The sequence below is a fragment of the Allobosea sp. NPDC003192 genome, assembly GCF_050275675.1.
In the GTDB taxonomy this organism is placed as follows: Bacteria; Pseudomonadota; Alphaproteobacteria; order Rhizobiales; family Beijerinckiaceae; genus Allobosea.
On sequence record NZ_JBNNPK010000011.1, the window covers coordinates 1 to 17,688 of the forward strand.

16 protein-coding genes are annotated in these 17,688 nt (G+C 65.8%); 6 read left to right on the forward strand and 10 right to left on the reverse strand.

The genetic code is table 11. From position 1 onward, the window contains the following. The 5 genes from ACQKLX_RS15975 to ACQKLX_RS15995 all read right to left on the reverse strand — a co-directional run. Positions 1–825 (reverse strand): ABC transporter permease (locus ACQKLX_RS15975; protein WP_427362560.1); only part of this gene is annotated, 825 nt, incomplete at its 3' end. 36 nt (positions 826–861) lie between these two features. Continuing rightward, positions 862–2,415, reverse strand: coding sequence for an ABC transporter substrate-binding protein (locus ACQKLX_RS15980; RefSeq protein ID WP_427362561.1), 1,554 nt, complete (start codon positions 2,413–2,415; stop codon positions 862–864). 61 nt (positions 2,416–2,476) lie between these two features. Then, complete coding sequence (locus ACQKLX_RS15985) at positions 2,477–3,640, reverse strand: ABC transporter substrate-binding protein (protein WP_427362562.1); 1,164 nt, start codon at positions 3,638–3,640, stop codon at positions 2,477–2,479. Further along, positions 3,637–4,020: an ABC transporter substrate-binding protein gene (locus ACQKLX_RS15990; RefSeq protein WP_427362563.1), complete on the reverse strand. Its 384-nt coding sequence runs from the start codon at positions 4,018–4,020 to the stop codon at positions 3,637–3,639. Before ACQKLX_RS15990 ends, ACQKLX_RS15985 begins: the two co-directional genes overlap by 4 nt. Before the next feature lie 35 nt (positions 4,021–4,055). Further along, a complete protein-coding gene (locus ACQKLX_RS15995) occupies positions 4,056–4,940 on the reverse strand; it encodes an alpha/beta hydrolase family protein (protein WP_427362564.1) in 885 nt (294 codons plus the stop codon). A 152-nt stretch (positions 4,941–5,092) separates the two neighbouring features. Between ACQKLX_RS15995 and ACQKLX_RS16000 the strand changes: the two genes are divergently transcribed. Continuing rightward, a complete protein-coding gene (locus tag ACQKLX_RS16000; protein WP_427362565.1) occupies positions 5,093–5,740 on the forward strand; it encodes a GntR family transcriptional regulator in 648 nt (215 codons plus the stop codon). Here the strand turns inward: ACQKLX_RS16000 and ACQKLX_RS16005 are convergent. Both ACQKLX_RS16005 and ACQKLX_RS16010 read right to left on the reverse strand, forming a co-directional pair. After that, complete coding sequence (locus ACQKLX_RS16005) at positions 5,737–7,296, reverse strand: ABC transporter substrate-binding protein (protein ID WP_427362566.1); 1,560 nt, start codon at positions 7,294–7,296, stop codon at positions 5,737–5,739. The two genes, ACQKLX_RS16000 and ACQKLX_RS16005, sit on opposite strands and share 4 nt — an antisense overlap. Positions 7,297–7,348: 52 nt before the next feature. Further along, positions 7,349–8,491: a C45 family autoproteolytic acyltransferase/hydolase gene (locus ACQKLX_RS16010; RefSeq protein WP_427362567.1), complete on the reverse strand. Its 1,143-nt coding sequence runs from the start codon at positions 8,489–8,491 to the stop codon at positions 7,349–7,351. 84 nt (positions 8,492–8,575) lie between these two features. Here ACQKLX_RS16010 and ACQKLX_RS16015 point away from each other — a divergent pair, with 84 nt between their 5' ends. Both ACQKLX_RS16015 and aptA read left to right on the forward strand, forming a co-directional pair. Further along, on the forward strand, positions 8,576–9,457 hold the full coding sequence (locus tag ACQKLX_RS16015) for a GntR family transcriptional regulator (RefSeq protein WP_427362568.1): 882 nt from the start codon (positions 8,576–8,578) through the stop codon (positions 9,455–9,457). 226 nt (positions 9,458–9,683) lie between these two features. Next, a complete protein-coding gene (gene aptA / locus ACQKLX_RS16020; RefSeq protein WP_427362569.1) occupies positions 9,684–11,024 on the forward strand; it encodes an omega-aminotransferase AptA in 1,341 nt (446 codons plus the stop codon). A gap of 1 nt (position 11,025) precedes the next feature. On the opposite strand, the gene ACQKLX_RS16025 is transcribed toward aptA, so the two are convergent. From ACQKLX_RS16025 to ACQKLX_RS16035, 3 genes are all read right to left on the reverse strand, one after another. Continuing rightward, positions 11,026–12,270 (reverse strand): aminopeptidase, encoded by a 1,245-nt coding sequence (locus ACQKLX_RS16025; RefSeq protein ID WP_427362570.1) that lies wholly within the window; start codon positions 12,268–12,270, stop codon positions 11,026–11,028. A 90-nt stretch (positions 12,271–12,360) separates the two neighbouring features. After that, positions 12,361–13,065, reverse strand: coding sequence for a flavin reductase family protein (locus tag ACQKLX_RS16030; RefSeq protein WP_427362571.1), 705 nt, complete (start codon positions 13,063–13,065; stop codon positions 12,361–12,363). Then, the gene (locus ACQKLX_RS16035) at positions 13,062–13,769 is read right to left on the reverse strand and encodes a GntR family transcriptional regulator (protein ID WP_427362707.1); all 708 of its coding nucleotides are present in this window, start codon (positions 13,767–13,769) and stop codon (positions 13,062–13,064) included. The genes ACQKLX_RS16030 and ACQKLX_RS16035 overlap by 4 nt, the downstream gene beginning before the upstream one ends. A 240-nt stretch (positions 13,770–14,009) precedes the next feature. Here ACQKLX_RS16035 and ACQKLX_RS16040 point away from each other — a divergent pair, with 240 nt between their 5' ends. From ACQKLX_RS16040 to ACQKLX_RS16050, 3 genes are all read left to right on the forward strand, one after another. After that, complete coding sequence (locus ACQKLX_RS16040) at positions 14,010–15,578, forward strand: ABC transporter substrate-binding protein (protein WP_427362572.1); 1,569 nt, start codon at positions 14,010–14,012, stop codon at positions 15,576–15,578. Between the two features lie 174 nt (positions 15,579–15,752). Then, complete coding sequence (locus ACQKLX_RS16045) at positions 15,753–16,745, forward strand: ABC transporter permease (protein ID WP_427362573.1); 993 nt, start codon at positions 15,753–15,755, stop codon at positions 16,743–16,745. Next, positions 16,735–17,670 carry an ABC transporter permease gene (locus tag ACQKLX_RS16050; RefSeq protein ID WP_427362574.1) on the forward strand — a complete coding sequence of 312 codons (936 nt, stop codon included), beginning with the start codon at positions 16,735–16,737 and terminating at the stop codon, positions 17,668–17,670. Before ACQKLX_RS16045 ends, ACQKLX_RS16050 begins: the two co-directional genes overlap by 11 nt. The last annotated feature ends 18 nt before the right edge of the window (positions 17,671–17,688 follow it).

Below are 17,688 nucleotides of genomic sequence, written 5' to 3' on the forward strand. Positions count from 1 at the left end.
GAAGATCGAATCGACCAGCAGGCGGCCCAATCCGGGGATGGTGAACACCGTCTCGACGACTGCGATGCCGCCCAGGAGATTGCCGAGGACGAGGCCGATCAGCGTCCAGGTCGGGCCGAAGGCGTTCTTGAAGGCGTGGTTCCAGAGCACCGCGCTCTCGGTCAGGCCCTTGGCTCTCGCATGAGTGATGTAGTCGAGCCGCAGCACCTCCAGCGTCGAGGCGCGGGCCATGCGCAGGATCACGCCGATCTCGTGCAGGAACAGCGTCATGATCGGCATGATCAGATAGAGGATGCCGGCGACGGGGTTCTCGGCGATCGAGACATAGCCGACCACCGGCAGCCATTCGAGCTTGAGCCCGAAGAACAGCAGCAAGAGCAGGCCGAGCCAGAAGGTCGGGATCGAGAGCAGCAATGTCGCGACGGCGACGAGGCTGAGATCGAGCGAGGTGTCCTGCTTCCAGGCGGCGAGCACGCCGGCCGGCACGGCGACCAGGCTGGCGAGCGCGACCGCGACCAGCACGATCTGGGCCGAGATCCAGAAGCGCTGCAGGATCAGCGGCAGCACCGCCTGCTGCGACGAGATCGACTGGCCGAGATCGCCCTTGAGCAGGTTGCCGAACCAGATGCCGAACTGGACCGGCACGCTCTTGTCGAGCCCGAGCCTGGCCTGCAGGTCGGCGATCGAGGCCGGCGTCGCGAGATCCCCCAGCATCAGCGAGGCTGGATCGCCCGGAATCAGCCGGATCAAGGCAAAGACCGAAACCGACACGATCAGCAGCGTCGGCACGGACATGAGGATGCGCGTCAGCGCAAAGCGCAGCATCGGTTTCCTCCCGGCGTGCTGTCGATGCGGATGACGTCAGTTCGCTAGCGTCACTTCCCACATGCGCAGCTTGGACTGCCACGGCTTGAAGCCCTGGACGCGCTTGGCATGGGCGATGATGTCGAGGCCGTTGAAGGCGAAGATCATCGGCACTTCGTCGATGACGCGCTTGTGCAATTCGTCGACGAGCTTCTGCCGCTCGGCCCGATCGGAGGTGACGTAGAGCTTGTCGATCTGCTTCTGTGCTTCCGGGTTGTCCCAGGTCTTGCGCGGCTGCTTGTCCTTCGGCCCCGAGAACTGCTCGAAGGCGATTGCGGGATCGAAGCGGGCCGAGAATGAGAAGGACTGCATCTGGTAGTTGCCCTTGTTGTAGCGATCGAGCTGGGTAGCCCAGTCCAGCACCTCGATCTCGGCGTTGATGCCGACGGCCTGTAGCATCTGCTGCGCAACGACCGCGGCCGGGAAGCTCGGCACGATCGGGCGCTTGTTGGCGAGGATCACGATCTTCTCGCCCTTGTAGCCGGCCTCCTGCAGCAGCTTCTTGGCGCGGGCGGCATCGTAGACATGGCCCTTCTTCTCGACGTCGCCGAAATAGCTCGAGCCGGAATAGATCGGCGAGGTGTTGGGCTTGCCGAGATCGTTGTAGAAGGCGGCGACGATCTCATCCATGTCGAGCGCGGCGGCGACCGCTTGGCGTAGCTTCTGGTTGCCCATCACCGCGTCCTTGACCTGGATCAGGAAGACGTGGCGGACGGCATTGGGCTCGGCTGCGACCGAGAGCTTGGGGTTCTTCTTCAATTCGGCCGCGTCGCTCGGCAGGATCTCGGCGAGATCGAGCGCGCCGGAAAGCAGGCCGGCCTTCACCGTCGCCGGGTCCTTGACGATCAGGAATTTGACATCCTTGAGCAGCGGACGCTTGGAGCCGACATAGCCGTCGGCCTTGCCGCCGTCCTTCGGCGACTTGTAGCCCTCGAAGGCGGTCATCGTGAAATACTCGCCGCGCTTCCACTCGCCGAACTTGTAGGGACCGGTCCCGATCGGCTTGTCCCAGGAACCGTCGGCCTTGACCGAATCCTTGTGCAGGATCGCGGTCATCGCGCAGTCGGTGCGGGCGAGGGTATCGAGGAAGAGCGCATTCGGCTTGTCGATCTTCATGACGAAGGTGCGCGGATCCGGCGCCGTCGCCTCCTCGACCTTCAGGCCCGAGCGGCCATCGAACTCGATGGTGCAGCGCCAGTCGGTCTTCGGGTCCATGTAGCGGTTCCAGCTCCACAGCACGTCGGCCGAGGAGAGCTCGGCGCCGTTATGGAACTTGACGCCCTGGCGCAGCGTGAAGGTGTAGGTCTTGCCGTCGGCCGAGAGATCGACCTTTTCGGCGAGCAGCGGCGTCGCGACGCCGCCCTCATTGTAGCCGACGAGGCCTTCGACCAGCTGCAGCGCGAAATCGTCGGTGTTGTCGTCGCGATTGACGCCGGGATTGTTGCTGCGGATGTCGGCGGCGACCGCCACCGTGATGGACTGCGCCGCAGCCGGTGCGGCGAAGGCGGCTGCAGCGATGAGGGCGGCGGCCGGCGCAAACAGATACTTCATCTCGGTCCCCTGTCGTTTTTGGTTTGTCGTTGTGATCATCAGCCGTCGCGTCCGCGGCGGCTCAGTTGGCGAGGCCGACCTCCCAGAGCCGCGGCTTCGAGGCGACCCAGGGGGCAAAGCCCTGCAGGCGCTTCGAGACCACGGCGGTGTCGACCTGGTTGTAGAGGAAGATCAGCGGCGCATCGGCGAGCATGAGCTTGTGCAGCTCGTCGAACAGCTTTCGGCGCTCGCCCTCATCGGCGGTGATCGTCGCCTTCTCGATCAGCTCGTCGGCGCGGCGGCTGTCCCAGGTCTTGGACGGGTAAGTGTCCTTGGGGCCGCTGAACTGGTTGTAGCTCTGGGCCGGATCGATGCGGGCGGAATAGCTGAAGGACATCATCTGATAGTTGCCCTTGCTGTAGCGGTCGAGCTGTGTCGCCCATTCCAGCACTTCGATCTCGCTGGTGATACCGGCGGCCTGCAGCATCGCCTGCGCCACCACCGCGACCGGGAAGCTCGGCACGGTCGCGCGCTTGTTGGCGATCAGCTTGATCGTCTGGCCCTTGTAGCCGGCCTCCGCGAGCAGCTTCTTCACACGCGCCGGATCGTGATTGTAACGCTGGCGCTGGACCTCGCTGTAATAGGGCGAGGCCATGAGGACGGCTGAGTTGTTGACCTTGCCGAGCTCGTTCGAGGCCTGGGCGACGAGCTCGTCGAGATCGAGCGCCGCCGCGATCGCCCGGCGCATCCGGACATCCGATAGCAGCGGATCGCGGCTTTGCAGGAGCAAAGCGTGCTTGGTCGCGCTCGGCGCGGTCATGACCTGAACGCTATTGCTCTTCTGCATCTCCGGCAGGTCGGAATCCGGGATATCCGCGACATGCAGCGCCCCCGAGATCAGGCCGGCCTTGACGGTCGCGCCATCGGCGATGGCGAGGAACTTGACCTCCGGCACCAGCGCGTTCTTGCGGCCGACATAGCCGTCGCGCTTGTCGCCGGGCGGAGACACGTATCCATCGAAACGCTTCAGCGAGACGAATTCGCTGCGGCGCCAGTCGCCAAGCACGAACGGGCCGGTGCCGATCGGCCTATCCCAGCTGCCGTCGGGCTTCAGCGAGTCCTTGTGGATGATCGCGACCATGGCGCAATCGGTCCGCGCCATGGTGTCGAGGAAGAGCGCGCTCGGCTTCTCCAGCCTCATGACGACGGTCGAAGGATCGGGCGCGGTGACGCCGGTCACCTTCATGCCGATGCGCCCGTCGAATTCCGACCGGCGCGCCAGTCGGTCTTCGGATCCATGTAGCGGGTCCAGTTCCAGAGGACGTCGGCCGAGGTCAGCTCGGCGCCGTTGTGGAACTTGACGCCCTTGCGCAGGCTGAAGGTGTAGGTCAGCCCGTCCGCGGATACGGCGATCTTCTCCGCCAGCAGAGGCGCGACCGCGCCGTTCTCGCGATAGCCGACCAGGCCCTCGACCATGTGCAGGACGACGGCGTCGGTATTGTCGTCACGGTTGACGCCCGGATTGGTCGAGCGGATGTCGGCATTGAGCGCGACATTGATCGTCTGCGCTGTTGCAGGGCTCGCGAGGGCAAGGAGAGCGAAGGCGGAGATGAGCCGGCGGTTCATTGTCGTTCCCCTCGCTGTTCGCGGTCCGGGCCGGCTCAGGCCGCCTTGGCCGCGCCGGATCGGCGCTTGGCGAGCGCGTCGGCGAAGAAGTCCTCGACCCGCGAGACCGCCTTCAGCCCGTCATGCGGCATGTTCGGCACGAGGTCGAAGCGCACGTCGATTCCGTGCTCCTCGAAATTGCGGCGCAGGGTGTCGAGCCGTTCCGGGCGGTTGGTGCCGGCATGGTTGGCATCCGGCATCCAGCTGGCGTTGCCGGGCTGATGGGTGATCTCCCAGGTCTCGAGATCGGCGGCGCCGACGATCATCTGGACCGCGACCTTGCGCATCGCCTCGATGTCGGGCGCGCTGCCGAAGAGCTCGGCCATGTTGCGCGTGCCGACCCACCAGTCGCGCGTCGGATCGAGCAGCGTCACCGAGCCCGGCGCGCCGATCGAGGCGGCCCAGAGCTTGTTTGGCTGCAGCATCAGGAAGCGATGGGTGAAATGGCCGCCGCCGGAATAGCCGAACAGGGCGAAGCGGTCGAAGCGCAGGCCGTAATGCTGGGCGACCTCCTCGACCATGGCGAGCAGGATGTGGTCGTAGCGGACCGCGCCCTCGCGCATGTATTTGAAGCCGTTGCGGTTGCCGTCGCCCATCACGCCGATCGGGAAGAGCGGGGCGAGGATGATGCAGTTGTTCCAGCGACCGAAGGCCTCGAAGGCATCGCGATAGCCGGTGAAGCCGCGGCCGGTGCCGTGCATGGTGACGACGAGCTCGGGAGGCTGGCCGCCCTTGCCCAGTGTCTTCGGCACATAGAGGCAATAGCTGAAGCGCGGATCGGCCTTACAGGCGATCACCGGGGTCGGGCCGAGATCGTAGAGTGCGCGGGCGATCGCCGCCGCGTCGTCCTGCTTGGCGGGCTTTGCAGCGGGAGCGGTCATGCGGCGTTTCCTGATTGGTTATAAGATTGGCGCCAATTTTGTTGCATGATACGATTGGTATCGCAAGCGGGATTCGACAGATGTTGCGCCGGCTGTGCGCGACGCAGACGAGCCGGCTCGCAAGCGCCGCTCCGATGCTCTAGAGACCCGTTATGGCCACCCGTCCAAAAACCCAGCGCGCCAAGGGCGAACTCGCCAACGAGATCGCCCGGGCGATCCATGTCCGCGCCTATCGGCCGGGTGAATGGCTGCGCCAGATCGACCTGGAGGAGGCCTTCCAGGCGACGCGTTTCGACGTCCGTGCCGCGCTCGACGAGCTCGCCGTGCGCAAGACGATCGAGCATGTGCCCAATCGCGGCTACCGGGTCACCGAGATCGACCTGCCGACCTCTCTCGCCATCCGCGACACCCGCATCATCCTGGAGAGTGCCGCCGCCCGGCTCGTCATCGGCAAGATGGATGACGCGGCACTGGCGAAGCTCGAAGCGCTCGCTCGGGAGTTCAGCCAGGCCGTGCAGAGCGGCACGCGCGTCGAGCAGAGCGAGATCAACCGCGCCTTCCATAGCTTGATCTATGCCCATTGCGGCAATCCGGTGCTGGCAGAGACGATCTGGAGCCTGCGCGACCGCTCGCGCGGCTCGGCGGTCACGGTCTGGGCCTCGCATCAGGCCCTGCTCGCCAGTGATGCCGATCATCATGCGATGGTCGCGGCGATCCGGGCCGGGGATGGCGAGCGCCTGGCCGCGCTTACCAGCCACCACATCATCAAGGACCTGATCGAGGTTTCCGGGGCAGCCTAGTCGGCGACCGTCACTTCCCAGAGCCGCGGCTTCGACAGGATCGAGGACTTGTAGCCCTTGATCTTCTTGCCATAGGCACCGGCGTCGATGCCGTTATAGAGCATCACCATCGGCACATCGGCGATGAAGCGCTGGTGCAGTTCGTCGAACAGTTTCTGGCGCTCGGCCTTGTCCGAGACGACCATCGACTTGTCGAGCAGCGCCTGCGCCTCCGGGTTGTCCCAGACCTTGCGCGGCTGCGTCGCCTTCGGGCCGGTCACCGATTCAAAGGAGAGGGCCGGGTCGAGCCTCGCCGAATAAGGGAAGGCCTGGAGCTGGTAATTGCCCTTGCTGTAGCGGTCGAGCTGTGTCGCCCATTCCAGCACCTCGATCTGGACGTTGATGCCGGCGGCCTGCAGCATCTGCTGCGAGACCACAGCGGAGTCGAAGCTCTGCGGGTAGCGCTTGTTGGCCAGCATCACCAAGGGCTCGCCCTTGTAGCCGGCTTCCTGGAGCAGCTTCTTGGCGGCGGCGAGGTCGTGCTTGTAGCCCTTGGCCTGGACCGACCCGTAATAGGACGACATCGCCGGAACGATCGAGTTGTTGCGCTTGCCGAGCCCGTCGGTGACCTGCGCGACCAGCTCCTCGGTGTCGATCGCCGCCGCGATCGCCTGGCGCAGCTTGACGTTGCCGAGCAGCGGATCGCGGGTCTGCAAGAGGATGCCGACCAGCCCCATATTCTGGGTGATCGACAACTCGACGCGCTTGTCCTGCTTGAGCTCCTTGACCTCGGCATTGGCGACGTCGGGGACGATGTCGATGTCGCCGCGCAGCAGCGCTGCCTTGGCGGTAGCGCCGTCCGGGATCACCATGAAGCGGACTTCGTCGACGAGCGGGCGCTTGCCGCCAGTATAGCCGTCGGGCGCGCCCGGCAGGCTGGCATAGGTCTCGTTGCGGGAAAGGCGGATGAACTCGCCGCGCTTCCACTCGGTGAACTTGTAGGGGCCGGTGCCGATCGGCTTGTCGAAGGAGCCGTCGGCCTTGAGCGAATCCTTGTGCAGGATCGCGGTCATCGCACAGTCGGTGCGGGCGATATTGGCAAGGAAGAGCGAGCTCGGCTGGTCGAGCTTGAAGACGACGGTCGCCGGATCGGGCGCCGTGACCGCCTCGACCTTGGCGCGGCCGCGGCCGTCGAATTCCGACAGGCAGCGCCAGTCGGTTTTCGGGGCCATATAGCGGTTCCAGCTCCAGACCACGTCGGCCGAGGTCAGCTCGGCGCCGTTGTGGAACTTCACGCCCTTGCGCAGCGTGAAAGTGTAGCTCTTGCCGTCCGGCGAGACCGCGATTGTCTCGGCCAGCAGCGGTTTCACCGCCGAATCCTCGCCATAGGCGACGAGGCCCTCGACGACATGCAGGACGACCGAGTCGGTGTTGTCGTCGCGGTTGACGCCGGGATTGATGCTGCGGATGTCGGCATTGAGGTGCACCCGCAGCGTAGCTGCCGCGGCCGGCAAGGCGGCAGCGGTCGCGAGGCCCAATCCGGCGAGGGCGAGGGAAAGGCGGCGTCGGCTGTGCATCGGCGGGTTCCCCTTGTCTTATGGTTTTGGCTTGGACGCTGTCGGTGCCGCCTTATTCGGCGGCTTGCGCCAGCGTCATTGGTTCATCGGTGAGGCTGTAGCGGGTGAAAATGCGGTTGAGGGCCGGCAGCGGCGCGACCTCCATCGTGCCTTTGGCCGGCTGCATGATCACCATCGAGACGGTGGCCGAGAGATTGCCGGTGTCGTTGAGGCGCGGCGGCCGGCAGACCGAATGCGGCGTCAGGAAATCGTCGAAGAAGGCTTGCTTCAGATCATCGACCGTGAGCTTGCGGCCAGCTTCGTTGAGCAGCTTCTTGACGCGCCAGTCGCGGTAGAAGCTCTCGGGTACGCGCGGCGTGCCGGTATCGGTGATCTTGGTCAGCGCGACCTGGCCGACCCAGTGATTGGCGTGCACGATCAGCCCGTCTTCCGGATAGAGGGGGAAGGCGGCATCGGGTGCGCATTCGAAGTCGATGCCGAAGCCCGCGACGGTCGAGAGCATCATGTTGTTCGAGCAGGCTTTCGGCGTCGTCGCGACGGCCTTGATCGCGTAGGCGAGATGCTCCTGCTCCAGCACCTTGCGGCGGATCAGAGCGAGCGGTACGCCGGCTTGGGTGAAATCCCGCTCACTCTCGAGGTAGTTGGCGGTGATCGAGATGCCGGCCGCATTCATGCCGCAGCGGGCAAGGCCGCCGGCCTCGACGAAGGTGAGGAAATCCGGGCCGTCATCGCGGCGCACGCGCAATACGATCGCCGTCTCCGCGCATTCGGCCTTCCAGTCCCAGTTCTGGCCGTGGATCAGCTCGCCCGTAGCGCTGCGCTCGGGCAGGATGATCGCGCCGGTGCAGCCGTCGTCCAGCTCCTCCTCAGCCCCGACCGGCTTGCTCTTTTCGAGCTTCGCCTTGGCGATCACCTCGGTGCGGGCGTTGATCATGATGACGTCTTCGAGGGCGACGCCGGCACCATCGGCGATACCGCGCATCTCCTCGACATAGTGCTTGCCGAAGGCTTCGATCTCGCGGGCGAATTCACCGATCAGGCGCGACTTGGCGGCAGCGTCATAGCCGAGATCGCCGAGCTGTCCGCCATAGAGTTCGATCGAGCACTTGACGCGCCCCGGCACCGCCGCACCATGCTGGCGGCCGCGCTCATAGGGCGTGCCGGAGACATCGACGAAGGGAAAGGGCTCGACCATGGCCGGATCTCCGCGGGTTCGCGCTGGTGCAGTGTCTGGTTCTAATGTATTTCATTTCAAACTAAGACAATCAAGAGCCTTTTGATGACGACGCCGACACGATTGCAGCAGGAGATCGCCGAGCGGATCCTCCGCATGGTCCGGGAGGACGGGCTCGAAGCCGGCGCCTGGCTGAACGAGAACAGCGCGGCGCGCCGCCTCAACGTCTCGCGCACGCCGGTGCGGGCCGCGATCGACCATCTCGCCCGGCAGGGGCTGCTGCGCCGGCATCCGAACAAGGGCGTCGAGCTGCTGAGCGCGCCCGAGGCGTCCACCGATCCCGGCGCCGGCGCCGATGTGACCGAGCTTGCCATGGTCAAGGTGGCGCAGGACCGGCATGGCGGGCGCTTGCCCGACGAGATCTCCGAGCTCGAACTGATGCGGCGCTACGCACTCGGCCGGCCGGAGGTGCAGCGCCTGATGGCGCGGCTCGCCGATCTCGACATGGTCGAGCGCAAGCGCGGTTATGGTTGGCGCTTCCTGCACGAGCCGCGCGACCAGTCGGCACATGACGAGCGCTACCGCTTCCGTTTGATGATCGAGCCGATGGTCTTTCTGGAGCCCGGCTTTGCGCTCGACCAAGGCTGGATCGACGAGATGCGGACCCGGCACGAGCTGACGCTGTCGCAGCCGTGGAAGGAAAGCTCGGCGATCGGCTTCTACGAGATGAACGCCGATTTCCACGAGGGGCTGGCGGCGGCCTCGGGCAACCGCTTCATCCATTCGGCCGTCCGCCGGCAGAACCAGATGCGCCGCCTCTCCAACTACGACTGGACCTATGGCTATGAGCGCGTCGTGGTGAACAGTCGCGAGCATCTGCAGATGCTTTCGACGATCGAGGCCGGCGACCTCCAGCTCGCCAGCGCCCTGATGCGGAGCCATCTCCAACGCGCCATGCAATTGCGCAGGCCGGACGGGCTGGACTGATCCGAGCCCTCATCCTGAGGAGCAAGCGCAGCTTGCGTCTCGAAGGATGCTCCAGTTGGTTCTGGAGCCTACCGAAGCATCCTTCGAGACGCGCTCCTGCGGAGCGCTCCTCAGGATGAGGGCTGAAGAGACTCTGAAGCGCTGGTCACGCGAGATTGGCGTTCTCGCTATTGTCTTTTAAATATAAGAAAGACATCATGCGACTGTTCATAGCGAGGACCTGCCGATGACCGCGCATGCATTTGCCGCCGAAAGCCGCCGCGACAACGCTCCCGATGCGTTCTGGATGCCGTTCACGCCGATGCGCGCCTTCCGGCAGGCGCCGCTGCTGTTCGAGCGGGCGGAAGGCATGCACTACGTCAAGCCGGACGGGCGACGGGTGCTCGACGGCATGGCGGGGCTCTGGTGCGTCAATGCCGGACATGGCCAGGCAAAGATCACCGAGGCGATCCGTGAAGCCGCCGGTCGGCTCGACTTCGTCTCCTCCTTCAAGATGAGCCATCCCGGTGCGCAGGCCTATGCAGCCCGGCTCACTGACTTTGCGCCGGAGGGGATCGAGCATGTCTTCTTCGTCAATTCTGGCTCGGAAGCGGTCGATACTGCCCTCAAGATCGCCCGTGCCTACCATCAGGCGCGTGGCCAGGCCTCGCGCACCAAGCTGATCGGCCGGGCCAAGGGCTATCACGGCATGGGCTGGGGCGGGCTCTCGGTCTCCGGGATCGGCCGGCACAAGGCCGCCTTCGGGCCGCTCTTGCCGGATGTCGCGCATCTGCCCTTGCCCTATGACCGCGCCAGCATGGCCTTCTCACGCGGCCGGCCGGAAGGCGGGCTCGCCGCGGCCGAGGCGTTGGAAACCCTGCTGCAGATCCATGATCCCGCGACGGTCGCGGCCGTTATCGTCGAGCCGGTGACCGGCTCGGGCGGGGTCTATCCGCCGCCGAAAGGCTATCTCGAACGCCTGCGCGCGATCTGCGACAAGCACGGCATTCTGCTGATCTTCGACGAGGTCATCACCGGCTTCGGCCGGCTGGGCAGTCCCTTCGCGGCGCAGGCCTTTGGCGTCAGGCCCGATCTGATGAGCTGCGCCAAGGGCATGACCAATGGCGCGGTGCCGATGGGGGGCGTCCTCGTCGCTGGCCATGTCTACGATGCCTTCATGGCCGGCCCGCCCGAGGCGATCGAACTCCTCCACGGCTATACTTATTCGGCCCATCCGCTTGCCTGCGCGGCCGGAATGGCGACGCTCGACGTCTTCGCCGAGCAGGACATTCTGGGCGGACTCGCCAAGGTGTTGCCGCTCTGGGAGGAGCGGGCGCACCGGCTGAAGGGCGCAGCCCATGTCGTCGACATCCGCACTGCCGGTTTGCTCTGCGCGATCGATCTGGCGCCGCGCCCCGGCGCCGATGGCGCCAGGGGCGGGGAGGCGAACACGCTCTGCCTCGATGCCGGCGTGCTGATCCGCAATGCCGGCGACACGCTGGTGCTGTCGCCGCCGCTGGTGATTGCGCCCGCCGAGATCGAGGAAATCTTCGCCGCGATCGAGCGGGCGCTGGGACGGATCGCCTAACTCAAGCCCACTCGCCCTTGCGGAAGACCGCCACGCGGCTGCCGTCGGGCTTGACGCCGTCGATGTCGACCTCGCCGGAGCCGATCATCCAGTCGATATGGATCAGGCTGCGGTTGCCGCCCTGCGCCGCGATTTGTTCCGGCGTCAGCTTGGTGCCGTCGATGAAGCACTTCGAATAGCACTGGCCGAGCGCGATGTGGCAGGAGGCGTTCTCGTCGAAGAGCGTGTTGTAGAACAGGATGCCGCTCTGCGAGATCGGCGAGGAATGCGGCACCAGCGCGACCTCGCCGAGCCGGCGCGCGCCCTCATCGGTGTCGAGCACCTTGTTCAGCACCTCTTCGCCGCGGCTCGCCTTGGCCTCGACGATCCGGCCTTCCTCGAAGCGCACCTGGATATTGTCGATCAGCGTGCCCTGATAGGAGAGCGGCTTGGTCGAGGAGACATGGCCCTCGACGCGGCGCGCATGCGGGGTGGTGAAGACCTCCTCGGTGGGGATATTGGCGTTGCAGGTGACGCCGTTCTTCGCGGTCGAGGCGCCGCCTTCCCATTCGTGGCCGTCGGCGAGGCCGATGGTGAGGTTCGTGCCCGGCCCGGTGAAATGCAGCGCGGAAAAGCGCTGGCCGTTCAGCCATTTGGTGCGCTGCGCCAATGCGGCGTTGTGCTGCGCCCAGGCCGCAATCGGATCGTCGCGGTCGACCCGCGAGGCCGCGAAGATCGCCTCGGCCAGGCGGGCCACTGCGACTTCCTCGGCATCTCCCGGGAAAACCTGCTGAGCCCAGGCCGCGCCGGGATAGGACACGATGTTCCAGTTGATGTCGAAATTGGCGATCTTCTCCAGCGCCGGCTGGTAGGCGATCGAGTTCGCCTTGTTGGCGCGGGCGACCTTGGCCGGATCCTGCTCGGCGAGCAGCATCGGATTGTCGCCGACGATGGCGAGGCGAGCGGTGTTGGCCGCGAAGGCCTTGCCGACGCCCTCATAGAGCCAGGACGGAGCGCGGTCGAAGCTGGCGTCCTGGCCGAAGCGGTAGCGCGCCAGCGTCAGCGCCTCGTCGGAAAGGATCGGCGTGACCAGGCCGGCGCCGGCCTTGTAGGCGTGCTCGGCGATACGCCTGACCAGCGGCAGTGCCGCGACGGGAGCGGTCAGGAACAGGTCCTGTCCCGGCTGCAGGTTGAGGCCGACCTTGACCGCGACCTCAGCCAGCCGGTCGAGCTTGTTGGCATCGATGCCGGAGACGTGCTTGTTCATTGGGGGCCTCGTCGAGCTGATTTTTCGAGGCCGCATTGCTGGCGGAAATCCTGTCCGGGTCAACCGCTCCTGAGCAGACGACGCATTCGCTCAGCGCTTGCCGGGCCGGGTGCGCCGCGCCTTGGAGCGGTCGCCGCGCCAATCGGCGACGGACATGGTCGGCAGGTCGAAATAGTCGCGCGTCGTGGCGTAGCCATGCCCGCCCATGCGGCCGATCGCATCGAGCGCGACCGGGTCGACATAGTGCTTCACCCGATCGACCGTGTCGGCACGGAAATGGGCATAGACCACCTCGCCGAGGATGATCTCGCGCGAATTGCCGATGCCGAGCGTGGTGTGGTGGCGGCATTCGAAGGCGGCAGGTGCCTGGCCGATCCAGGGGCAGGGCACCTTGACGCCGGGCATGGCGGAAAGGCCGGCTTCGGCGAGTTCGTTCGTGCCCGGCTCGAACGGCACCGCGCAGGCGTTCATGCCGTCGAGCAGCGCGTCGGAGACGATGTTGACGGTGAAGGCCAGCGTTTCGCGGACATTGCGGCCGGTGTCCTTCTGCCCGCCGGTCTGGCGGTATTCGACGCCGAGCGCCAGGATCGCCGGATCGGCCGAGAGGCAGTTGAAGAACGAGAACGGGGCGGCGTTGACCACGCCGTTGGCGTCGATCGTGGTCACCAGTGCGATCGGGCGCGGCACAACGGCGCCGATCAGCAGCTTGTAGCGCTCGCGCGGCGTTAGGGCGGCGAAGTCGAAGGTGACGATCTCGGCGGCGGCCGACCGGTCCTGCGTCAGCGTCTGGGTCACGATGGGGTCAATCCTTCACTCAGGGCATAGGGTGCGAGCACGTCGCGGAGGTCGCGTTCGCCGCGCGGCGCCAGCAAGGCGCGGGTGACGACGGATTGCAGGTGGTGGTCCATCAACGCGGCGGCGCGGGCGGCGTCGCCGGCGCGCAGGGCCTCGATCAGCTGGCGATGCTCGGAGACGGCGCATTCGGAGGAGTGCGGGCGGCCATAGATCGCCAGGATCAGCGAGCAGCGCGACGACGCCTCCTGGACATAGCGCAGCAGCAAGGCGTTGCCGGTCATCTCGGCGAGCTTGATGTGGAACTCGCCTGAGAGGCGGATCGATTCCGGCCCGTCCTGCTCGTGCGCCTTCTCTTCCAGCCGGACATGCGCTTCGAGTTCGGCCGATTGCGCCGCCGTCAGGCGGCCGGCGAGGTTCTCGGCGACGAGGCGCTCCAGTCCGCGGCGGACCTCGAAGACGTCGCGCGCTTCTTCCAGCGTCGGATAGGCGACATTGGCGCCGCGATTGGGCTTGAGCTCGACCAGCCCCTCGATGGCGAGCCGCCCGAAGGCCTCGCGCACCAGAGTGCGGCTGACGCCGAGCTGCTCGCCGATCGAATCTTCCGGCAGCTTCACGCCCGGCTTCAGTGCCTGCTCGATGATGGCGCGCCGTAGCGCCTTGTAGACGGCCTGGGCCCGGGAGCCGGGCGCATGCCGCTCGGCCATCTTGCCGTTGGATCGGGACTTGGTCGTTGCGAGCGGGCGGGCGGGGTGCGGCATGAATCGAGTTTCCGCTTGTCTTCAATAATCGCATACAATACGGTTCTTGCATCGTATGCAAGTTTGCTCAAGGATCGCACACGAGATGGCGCGCAAAGCGCCACGATGATTGCAGAGGCGGCAACTGAACGGCATTCCCCGGTGCGCAAGGCGGGCCGGCGAGCAACGAGAAGGGGAGAGAGTTCGATGAAGAAGGCCTGGTTGCTGGCGGCGGTCGCCGCCTTCGCGCTGAACGGCGCGGTCGAAGCCAAGACGCTGAAATGGGGAGCGTCGCGCGAGATCGCCTCGCTCGACCCGTATTCCTACGGCGAGACCTTCACGCTTGCCGTGCTGAACCATGTCTATGAGGGGCTGGTGCGCTATACCGGCGATCTCAAGATCGAGCCGGCGCTGGCGGAATCCTGGGAGACGGTGAATCCCACGACCTGGCGCTTCAAGCTGCGCAGGAACGTCAAGTTCCACAATGGCAACCCGTTCACCGCCGATGACGTCATCGCCTCGCTGGCGCGGGTCACTCACGATACCTCGCCGCTCAAGGGCAACCTGCCGGCCTATAAGAGCTCGAAGAAGATCGACGACTACACGGTCGAGCTCGAGGTCAACGGCCCCTATCCGCTGCTGCTCAACGACCTCACCAACATCTTCATCTTCGACAAGGAGTGGATGGAGGCCAACAACTCGTTGCTCCCCACCGATTCCGGCAAGGGCGTGAAGGGCTACGCCACCGACAACGCCAACGGCACCGGCCCGTTCAAGGTCGAGAGCCGCCGCGCCGACGCCAAGACGGTCTTCGCCAAGAACGCGGACTGGTGGGACAAGCCGCAGCACAATATCGACGTGATCGAGTTCACGCCGATCACCTCGTCTTCGACCCGCGTCGCGGCGCTGCTCTCCGGCGAGATCGATTACACCAATGTCGCGCCGCTGCAGGACCTGCCGCGCCTCACGGCCTCGACCGAGGTCAAGGTGCTGCAGACCAACGAGCTGCGCTCGGTCTTCTTCGCCTTCAACCTGACCGACAAGCTGGTCGAGAGCGACGTCAAGGAGAAGAACCCCTTCAAGGACATCAAGGTGCGCGAGGCGCTCTACCGCGCCATCGACATCGACGCCGTGCAGAAGCGGGCGATGCGCGGCCTTTCGCGCAATACCGGCGCGCTCGTCGCCCCGGCGATCCCCGGCTACGAGCCGTCGCAGGACCAGCGCCTGCCTTTCGACCTCGCCGGCGCCAAGAAGCTGCTCGCCGATGCCGGTTATCCGAACGGCTTCTCCTTCCTGATGAACTGCCAGAGCGACTCGCTCGTCAACGAGGAAGAGTTCTGCCAGGCGGTGGCGGCGATGTGGTCGCGCGCCGGCCTCAAGCCGAACCTCAGCCTCGCGCCGCGCAGCCAGCAGGCGCCCAAGCGCGTGAAGGGCGATTTCGACGTGATCTCCTTCGGCTGGGCCAATGAGCCGATGATCGACGCCTACTCGATCCTGGTGCAGGTGCTGCGTTCCAAGAGCGGCACGGGCGGCGTGTTCAACTGGGGCAATTGGGGCGATCCGCGCATCGACGCTCTGATCGACAAGGCCGGCGTCGAACTCGATACGCCCAAGCGCATCGAGCTGATGAAGGAGGCGCTGAAGATCGCCAAGGCAGAGCAGCTCTTCATCCCGCTGCATCAGCAGCCGATGGCCTGGGCGATGCGCAACACCGTCGCCTCGACCGTGCAGGCCTCGGACAACAAGCCGCGCCTGTGGCTGACCATGATGAAGTGATCTCCCTGTCATTCCGGGGCGCGCCGCAGGCGCGAACCCGGAACCCACGACCGGGCGAGTGCCCGCGACCGCCGCTCTGACTCATGTCACCCAGTCATGGGTTCCGGGTTCTTCGCTGCGCGAAGTCCCAGAATGACAGGCCGGGTTCGCGCAGCCCAAGGGAGTCGAACGACGATGCCCGCCTTCCTCTTCAAGCGCTTCGTCAATGCCGCCGGGGTCATGCTGGCGGTGGCCTTCCTCGCCTTCCTGACCTTCCGCTTCGTCGGCGATCCCGTCGAACTGATGCTGAACGAGCAGGCGAGCCAGCAGCAGCGCGACGAATTGCGGACGAGGCTCGGGCTCGACAAGGGCTTCGTGCTGCAGTTCGCGACCTTTGTCGGCAACGCCGTGCGCGGCGATTTCGGCATCTCCTACCGCAACCAGCAGGAGGTGTTCACGCTGATCGCCGAGCGTTTCCCGGCGACCTTCGAGCTGGTGCTGGTCGCGACTTTCCTGTCGCTGGCGGTCGGTATTCCGCTCGGGGTCTACACCGCGATCAAGCGAGACAGCCTCCTCGCCAAGGCGCTGCAATTCGTCTCGGTGCTCGGCGTCTCGCTGCCGAGCTTCGCGCTCGGCATCCTGTTCATCCTGGTGTTCTCGGTGAACCTGCAATGGCTGCCGGCCTTCGGCCGTGGCGAGGTCGTGCAGATCGGCTGGTGGAGCACCGGGCTGCTGACCGCGTCGGGCCGCAAGGCGCTGATCCTGCCCGGCATCACGCTGTCGCTGTTCCAGATCACGCTGGTGATGCGGCTGGTGCGCGCCGAGATGCTGGAGACGATGCGGACCGATTTCATCCGCTTCGCCCGGGCGCGCGGCCTGCCGGCGCGGGCCGTGAACTTCCGCCACGCGCTGCGCAACTGCCTGATGCCGGTGATCACGGTGACCGGCCTGCAGATCGGCAACCTCATAGCCTTCGCGCTGGTCACCGAGACGGTGTTCCAGTGGCCGGGCATGGGCATGCTCTTCGTCCAGGCCGTCACCTTCGTCGATATCCCGGTGATGGCGGCCTATCTGATCGTCGTCTCCTTCATCTTCGTCTCGCTCAACACGCTGGTCGACCTGACCTATGCCTGGGTCGATCCGCGCCTGCGCGAGGATGCGCTCACCGGAGGGGCCAATGCCCGCTGAAGCCGCCGCCAGGCCGGGGCGCATCCGCCGCTTCCTCGACAGCGACATCGGCTGGAGCTTCCGGCGCACGCCGGCCGCCTGGCTCTCGACGCTGGTGCTGGCGCTGCTGATCCTGACGGCGCTGTTCTGCCCGCTGATCGCGCCGCAGAATCCGCACGACCTCGCCCAGATCTTCATCGACAAGGCCGAGATCCCGCCGATCTGGTCGGCGGACGGCGAGTGGCCCTTCCTGCTCGGCACCGACCCGCAGGGGCGCGATGTCTTCTCCGCCATCCTCTACGGCACGCGGGTCTCGCTGATCATCGGCTTTTCGGCCGTGCTGGTCTCGATGGCGATCGGTGTCACCATCGGGTTGACCGCGGGCTTCTATGGCGGGCGGATCGACAACCTCCTGATGCGGCTCGGCGACACCGTTTTGTCGATCCCGACGCTGCTGATGGCGATCCTGGTCTCGGCGATCTTCCGTGAATTGCTGCCGCCCAGCCTGCGCGATCCCTTCGCCGCAGCGGTGCTGGTCGTCTCGATCGCCCTGACCAGCTGGGTGCAATACGCCCGCACGGTGCGTGCCTCGACCATGGTCGAGCGGCGCAAGGAGTATGTGCTGGCGGCGCGGATCATCAAGGTGCCGGCCGGGCGGATCATGCGCCGGCACATCCTGCCGAACACGCTGACCCCGGTGATGGTCGCGGCGACGCTCAATCTCGGCCTCGCCATCCTCTCGGAAGCGACCCTGTCCTTCCTCGGCGTCGGCATGCCGATCACCCAGCCTTCGCTCGGCACGCTGATCCGCATCGGCAACCAGTATCTGTTCTCCGGCTCCTGGTGGCTCGTCGTCTTCCCCTCGCTGCAGCTCGGTCTGATCGTGCTCTCGGTCAACCTGCTCGGCGACTGGCTGCGCGACGCGCTGAACCCGAAGCTGCGCTGACGACAAGAAACCAAACGA